At 71.3% G+C, this 6697-nt stretch carries 7 protein-coding genes; all 7 read right to left on the bottom strand.

What is annotated here, in order from left to right:
* Nucleotides 1-190 precede the first annotated feature (190 nt).
* Nucleotides 191-820 carry a phage tail protein gene (locus tag MXD58_RS16845; protein WP_248840413.1) on the bottom strand — a complete coding sequence of 210 codons (630 nt, stop codon included), beginning with the start codon at nucleotides 818-820 and terminating at the stop codon, nucleotides 191-193.
* Nucleotides 817-2763: a putative baseplate assembly protein gene (locus MXD58_RS16840; protein ID WP_248840412.1), complete on the bottom strand. Its 1947-nt coding sequence runs from the start codon at nucleotides 2761-2763 to the stop codon at nucleotides 817-819. Before MXD58_RS16840 ends, MXD58_RS16845 begins: the two co-directional genes overlap by 4 nt.
* Nucleotides 2763-3239, bottom strand: coding sequence for a gp25 family contractile injection system sheath assembly initiator (locus MXD58_RS16835; RefSeq protein WP_248840411.1), 477 nt, complete (start codon nucleotides 3237-3239; stop codon nucleotides 2763-2765). The genes MXD58_RS16840 and MXD58_RS16835 overlap by 1 nt, the downstream gene beginning before the upstream one ends.
* A gap of 50 nt (nucleotides 3240-3289) precedes the next feature.
* Nucleotides 3290-5218 (bottom strand): VgrG-related protein, encoded by a 1929-nt coding sequence (locus MXD58_RS16830; protein WP_248840410.1) that lies wholly within the window; start codon nucleotides 5216-5218, stop codon nucleotides 3290-3292.
* A 6-nt stretch (nucleotides 5219-5224) separates the two neighbouring features.
* Nucleotides 5225-5941: a CIS tube protein gene (locus MXD58_RS16825; protein WP_248840409.1), complete on the bottom strand. Its 717-nt coding sequence runs from the start codon at nucleotides 5939-5941 to the stop codon at nucleotides 5225-5227.
* On the bottom strand, nucleotides 5941-6375 hold the full coding sequence (locus MXD58_RS16820) for a phage tail protein (RefSeq protein WP_248840408.1): 435 nt from the start codon (nucleotides 6373-6375) through the stop codon (nucleotides 5941-5943). Before MXD58_RS16820 ends, MXD58_RS16825 begins: the two co-directional genes overlap by 1 nt.
* 79 nt (nucleotides 6376-6454) lie before the next feature.
* On the bottom strand, nucleotides 6455-6697 hold a 243-nt coding region (locus tag MXD58_RS16815; RefSeq protein WP_250609526.1), incomplete at its 5' end, for a hypothetical protein.

The following is a 6697-nucleotide window of genomic DNA, read 5'->3' as shown; positions in this document are numbered from 1 at the left end:
TTTTTATTGTTTGGGCGACAACGAATATTTACAATCTTTTGTTTTGGTGGGATGGTTTTTTTTTTTATATTATACTGGGCCTGGACCGGCGGCGGTCCAGGCCAGCACGGCGCCGCAGTCGCCGCAGAACGTCCCGCTCTGGCCCTCGGCCCCGCAGTGGGGGCAGGACAGCGGGCCGCGTGGGCCCCCTTCACTGACCATGTCGTTGGTGCCTCTGGTTTGGCGGTTCGGCGTCGAGAACCTGGACGGTGTAGGGGACGTGCGCCGGGCGGATCAGGTCGACGAGGCGGTGCAGCCGGTTGAGGTCGATCGACGCCGGGTCGGCGACCCGTAGCCGCACGGTCAGGCCTGGTGCTCCGGCGGCGGAGAAGGGCCCCGGCGGGCCCGCCGACCAACTCGCCGCGCCGGACTCGAGCACGTCGGGGGTGACCCCGACCGAGAGTCGGACGGCCTCGGCGATGCCCCGGGCGGTGCCGCGCAGCCGGTGCAGCCGGGCCGCGGCGCCCACCGCGGCCCGCAGCGCCGCGTCGGTCTCCTCGCCGGTGAGTTCCGCGCCGACCCAGGAGCCGAGCCAGATCGCGAAGTCGATCGGCGCGAGCGCGGGTGCCAGGTAGGCGTCAAAACAGTCCAGTGCGACGATCAGTGGTGCGACCAGGTCGTCGAGGGCTTCGGTGAACCGGCCGGCGAGATCGTCCTGCGCGTAGACGGCGGGCAGCATCGCCGCGAGCGGGAAGGGGCTGGTGAGCCGCTGGTCCGCGCCAGCTCGCCCGCGACGACCGCGCCGCCCGGCCCGCTCGTCCTCGCCCGGGGTGCCCGTCATCCCTCGATCACCCGCAACCGGTGGTCGTGGGAGAAGATCAGCGCCGGGCGGTCCATCTCCAGGCGCGCGGTCGCCTCACCTCGTGTGCCGGTGAGCGGGTCGGCGGGATGCAGCAGCACCTCGTCGACGGCCTCCACGCCGGGCACCCGCTGGAGCACGGCGAACAGGTCACCGGCGTGAATGCCGCGGCCGAACGGCCAGCCGGTCCCGTGCGGTCCGCCGGTGAGCGGGTCGAGGTAGGCGTACAGGGCGTCCAGACCAGCCAGGCGTAGCCGCTCCTGGTCGGTGCCGGCAAAACTATGGACGGTCGCGACGACGGTGATCCCCTGGTAGTACGGCGGCCCGACGGCGAGGCGGATCCCGACCGGCCGGCGTTCGTCGAGGTAGGCGGTGATCCGGGCGAGCAGTTCGTCGCCGGGCACGAGCTGGGTGATCCGCAGGCGCCCGCCGCGGTCGGGTACCGCCTGCGGGACCACGAGCACCCGCACGGCACCGGGATGCTCGGCGTCGGCGGGCAGACAGACGACCCGGGCGACCTCGGGGGCCGCCCGCCGAGCCAGCTCCTCGTAGTCGCGGACCGTCACCGCGCGTTCCTGCGCGCGCAGGGTGATCGGCGCGCGGATCTTCGCTTCCTCGACCGTCTCGCCGTCGACGCCACCGCGGGCCGCCTCCCGGTTGACCACCTGCGACACGTAGGGGACGGCGCTGCGCAGGACGCTGATCGTCCCGCGGGCGACGTTGCCGGCCCGGCCGCCCCCGGTGCGGTAGTGGGCCGCCCGCACGACCGCGCCCTTCGAGGGCACCGCGCCGTACTGACGCGTGGTGCCGTCGGGCAGCCGCACCGCGGGGCCGAAGACGATCTCTCCGGTGGTGGGCTCCACCCGGACGTGCCGGTCGCGCGGGGTGGAGGCGGCGAACGAGTCGACGGGCACCCAGGGCTGCCAGCCCTGCAGGTCCGAGGACTCGATGCGGACCACCGGGTCACCGGCGGTGATCGGCGCGTGGGCCAGTCGCATCCGCTGACCGGGTACGCCGCTGGACTCCCCGAGATACTCGTCCCGGATGGCCTCGGCGTGCACGGCGACGGTGGTGGCGCCCATGGTGCAGGCGGTGAGGGACCGCACCGTGGGGCTCACGGTGTAGTCCGGCTGCGCGGGTCGTGGCGCCAGGACCCGGCAACGCAGCCAGGCCGCCTCGGTGCCGAGGGTACGGGACAGGACATGGCCGCCCGGCACGTGCAGGACGACGTCGCCAGCCTGGTTAAGTCCGCCGGTCTCGTCCTGTTCGACCTCGCACTCCTGCCAGCCGTCGACGGTGTGGGCCTCCCAGACCAGCGGCGGCTGGCGCGGGTCGACACCGACGCCGTCCACCCGGCTGTCGATGCCGATCACCACCGCGCACGAGCCGACGGCGGCGCTCAGCCCGACGAGCATGGCATCGCCGGGCCGGGGCCTGGCGCTGAAGCACCGCACGTCCTGGCCGGCGAGCAGGTCGCTGGTGGCGTCGTGGGCGGCGCCCTCGGCGGGGATCAGCAGCAGCGTCCGGAAGCCGCAGGGAACGATGTCCAGGTCGGCGGCAGTGGTGAACACGACCGCGGGGTCGGTCGCCGTGCGCTGGGTGGCGACCTCCGTGCCGGCGGGCAGCACCACGGTCTGCGGCTGGATCGCCGACAGCCAGAAGGTCACCGGGCTCTGCGCGGCCGCGGCCGGAAACAACGCCACGTCCAGCAGGTTCAGGAAAGCCACATAGTGCCGGTCGGGGATCCGGTTGAGCCGATAGACAAGCTGATCAAGCATGAAGGCGAACGTCTCGATGAGGGTCACCCCCGGGTCGGAGACGTTGTGGTCGGTCCATTCCGGGCAGCGTTCCTGGACGTAGCGTTTCGCGTCGTCGACGAATTGCTGGAAGCGGCGGTCGTCAAGGTTCGGGGCGGGCAGGCTCATCAGCTGCCGCCCGGCCCGGCGACCGCGGCCGGGTGGCCGCCAGGGTCCTCGGCCGGCTGGTCGGACTCGACACCGGGATCCTCGTGCGAGGGGATCACATAGAACGGGAAGACCAGGTTGCGCGGGTTGTTCGTCCCCCGCACGGTGTAACGGACGTCGACGTAGAGCACCGACACGTCACCGGAATCCATGGTGACCTCGACCTCACGCACCTCGATACGCGGCTCCCAGCGGTCCAGCGCGGCGCGGACCTCGTAGCGGATCCGCCCGGCGGTCGCGTCGTTGACGGGCGCGAAGACGAGGTCATGGATGCCGCAGCCGAACTCGGGGCGCATCGGCCGCTCGCCGGGCGCCGTGGCGAGCACCAGGTGCATCGCCTGCTCGATCTCGACATCCCGCTCCACCAGGGCGAAGCCGCCCGCGGAGCCGACGCGCAGCGGGAACGCCCAGCCCGCGCCGATGAACTGCTCTGCCATGCGTTCCTTTCCAGCGGCCGGCCCGGGGGTCGCGGCCGCAGTCACACCGGTCACGGTGCGGGCACGGGTACCGGGATGCCGAAGACCGTCAGTGGACCGTTGACGTTCTCCGCGCCCTCGATGATCACGGCGCCGGTCACGGTCGTCGTCCCGGCGGAGACGGTCGACGTGCCAGCCTGAACGGACAGCTCCGCCGCGCGCAGTCCTAGCGGCCCCCTGCTGGCGACCGAGACCTGCCCGCCGGTGACGCTGACGCCGGCCGTCGCCTCGATTCGCACGGCCCGCCCGGACAGGGTCAGCGTGTCACCCGCGTGGACGGAGACATCCGTCCTCCCGTGGATCTCCACCTTGCCCTTGCTGTCGATGCTGATCGTGGTGTGCGTCTCGTCGAGGAAGACGGTGAGCTTCCCGTCGCCGCTGCGCAGCCGTACCCCCGTCGTGCGCGCCGCCGTCGCGTCGAGCAGTTCGAGGCGCTGCCCGGTGCGGGACGCCAGCGAACGGCGGTTGAGCCGGCCGTCGGCGCCGACGAGGCGCACGTCGTGCTTCGACGGGGCGTTGCGCCCGTTGTACAGGCCGCCTAGCACGTAGGGATGGTCCATGCTGCCGCGGTCGAAGGCGACCAGGACCTCGTCGCCGACCTCCGCGCCGAACACCCCGCCGCCGCCCGGGGAACCCGTCGCGGACGCCCCGGCCCGCGGGGTGCCCGGGGTGCCCCCGCCCAGCTGGAGGCTGCGCACCCAGTCGGTGGTGTAGGTGTCGTTGAACCAGGGGAAGCGCAGTTTGACCCGGCCCTGCTGCAGCGGGTCCCGGACGTCGGTCACGAGGGCGTTGACCACGCCGGGGACCCGCATGCCGGTGGCTGCCTCGCCACCCGTCAGACCGTAGAGCGAGCGGACCTGGCGGCCCGTCATCGAGACCCACGTCTCGTAGCGTCGGCGGGTGAACACGTGGCGGACCCCGGTGGCCGTGTACGTACCGTCGAACGGGGGACCGGCCTGCTCCAGGGTGACCGGGCTGCCCGGCCGTAGCTTCGGTTCGCCGCGCACCGCGACGTCGAGTTCGGCGAACGCCGAGGTGACGTCCTCGGCGAGGCTGTGCGCCGCGGCCCGCACCGCGGCGTGGGTGGCGTGCGGGGTGGCCGTGTCCACAAGTTCCGCCCGGCCGAACTCGCCGACCACGCGGGCCGGACTCGTGCCGATCCGGATGCCCGGATACTCACTCGCCGCGGCCGACGCGGTCAGCGGCCGCTTGTTGCGCACGTCCCAGCCGCGGGCCTCGACCCGCGACACCTGGTCGGCGGCGGTGATGCCGGATCGGCAGCGCAGCACGTTCACCCCGAACCGCAGGACGTACGGGTTGTCCTGGGCACGTGGCGTCGTCGGCCTGCCGCCGGGACCGCCGCCCGTCGCCGGGCTCGGCTTGCGGAACTGGAACTTTCCGAGGCTGTCGAAGTAGGCGGCGACACCGTTCTCGTCGGCGAGGTGCTGCAGAAACTCCCAGTCCGAGATGTTCGGCTGCGTGGCGACCTCGTAGACGGTGGACGTCTCCTCGATGCGCCCCACCGTCACACCCGCGCGCCGGGCAAGCAGGCGCGCGATCGAGGACGCGGTCGCGTTGTGGTAGCCCTCGGCCCGGCGTTGGCGCATCAACCGGAAGGCGAAGTCGAGCCCGCGCACGACCGTCGTCGTCGCGGCGCCGTCGAAATCCGACTCCAGGCCGGTCACCAGGCCGCTTACCAGCGGCGGGCTGAAGCCCACGCCGTCGGCCACCGCCGCGATACTGACGCGCGCGCCCATCTTCAGCTGCGGAAAGGTCCGGAGCAGCTGGTGGTCGGCGTCGCGCAGCGCCAGGTGGAACATCGCCGGCAGATTCACCGACAGCTCCACCCAGCACTCGTCGAGGGCCTCCGCGAGCTGCTCCGGCAGCGGCTTTCCGCCGATCTGGATGAGGGGAAGGTTGCTGATCGTTCCGGTGCTCACCGGCGGTTACCTCCGGGCCTCGTCGGCCGCCGGCAGCAGAATGTCCAGCCCCGTCGGCAGCCGCATCGGATCATCGATGCCGTTCAGCTCGGCGATGCCGCGCCAGGCGGTGGGATCGCCGTACTCCCGCCAGGCCAGCGACTGCAGCGAGTCGCCGGCCGTGAGGCAGTGTGTCCGACGTGCGGTCAGCGCGCCGGAGGTCGGGTTCTGCCGGGCGGTCCGCGCCGGGATCTGCGTGATCTCCAGATCGCAGGTGGCCCGGATGGGAACACCGGACGGACTGAACAACGAGTAGTTGACCGACACCGAGTCGACATACGCCACGAAACTCACCGTCGAGAAACCCCCCCATTCGAAAAAGACCCAAGGCGTACACGGATGATTGCTTGCGACGGACGCGGCCGTCACTTCACAGCAGGACAGCAGGGTATCGACCCTCTTCATTACGGAGGTGCCGTTCGGCGTCAGCGAGGAATCCAAAAAGATCTGGAAACTCAGGTGCCGCGGCTGGCCGCCAGCGAATTCCGGCTCGCCGCCCTCCTTGAAGGTTCTCGACAGCGTCGGATTCCATTCGGCGGACTTCGCCAGCCGTAGCGTGTTCGGATTGAACTGGAACTCGATGAGCTCGATGAGAGCGCCCAGGGTCCGGCTCATGCTCGTCGAGGGCTCGTGGATGGCAAGACTCGCCTTCGCCAGGCTGGGGCCCGGCCGGGTCGAGGCCATCAGGCCCCCGCGTCGGTGAAGCCGTGATGGGCGATCTCCAACGTCTCGGTGGCGACACTCGGCGACGCCGGATCCAGCGACGGCCCCGACCAGCGGACCGGCAGCGCGTCGAGCAGGCCCCACTGGGCGACCACCGACCCGTCGGCACGCAGTGCCGCGATCTGGGCGGTGGGCCGCACGACGCCGGTGGCGATCGATGAGATCCACGCGGTCACGCGGGCGCTGTCCTTCGTGAGCGGCCGGACGAGTCGGATCGTGGCATGGCGCACCCGGGTCGGCAGTTGCGTGACATAGCCGTTGTTGCCGCCCTCGCTGTACGACTCCGTCTCCACTTCCGCGGACAGCCCGTCACAGCCGTTGAACAGGCCGAGGCTCTGCCCGTCGATGGTGAGCCGGAAATACGTGGTGGACCCGGGGTCCAGGCTGGGATTCACGCGCGTCCTCCTCCTGCCGTCAGCCTTTTCGTTGCCCAGCCCGGCTCGTCACCGGCTATCGGTTCTCGGTGCCGTCGCCTCATCGGGTGGCGTCCCGAAGCCGTCCGAACCGTTCCCTCTCGAGCCGTAACTCCGCGCGCAGCAGGCGGGAGACCGGCGCGGCCAGCAGCCGGGCGAGCTGGTCGATGTCCCGGTCCGACAGCGCACCCACCGGCCGGTGGCCCGCCGCCGGTGTATCCCCGCTGCCCGACACATTGATCACGTCGTCGATCCGGCCGATGATCCAGAAGTAGCCGTCGGCGTCGAGCCGGGCCGCGTCGCC

The sequence above is a fragment of the Frankia sp. AgKG'84/4 genome (assembly GCF_023242965.2).
Classification (GTDB): Bacteria; Actinomycetota; Actinomycetes; order Frankiales; family Frankiaceae; genus Frankia.
The sequence above is the reverse complement of the archived record's forward strand: the minus strand, read 5'-3'. Positions and strand labels throughout refer to the sequence as shown.

Bases quoted from the DNA above. Each gene is read 5' to 3' on its own strand.
- MXD58_RS16845 (WP_248840413.1), bottom strand. From the start codon at position 820: ATGACGGGCACCCCGGGCGAGGACGAGCGGGCCGGGCGGCGCGGTCGT.
- MXD58_RS16840 (WP_248840412.1), bottom strand. From the start codon at position 2,763: ATGAGCCTGCCCGCCCCGAACCTTGACGACCGCCGCTTCCAGCAATTC.
- MXD58_RS16835 (WP_248840411.1), bottom strand. From the start codon at position 3,239: ATGGCAGAGCAGTTCATCGGCGCGGGCTGGGCGTTCCCGCTGCGCGTC.
- MXD58_RS16825 (WP_248840409.1), bottom strand. From the start codon at position 5,941: ATGGCCTCGACCCGGCCGGGCCCCAGCCTGGCGAAGGCGAGTCTTGCC.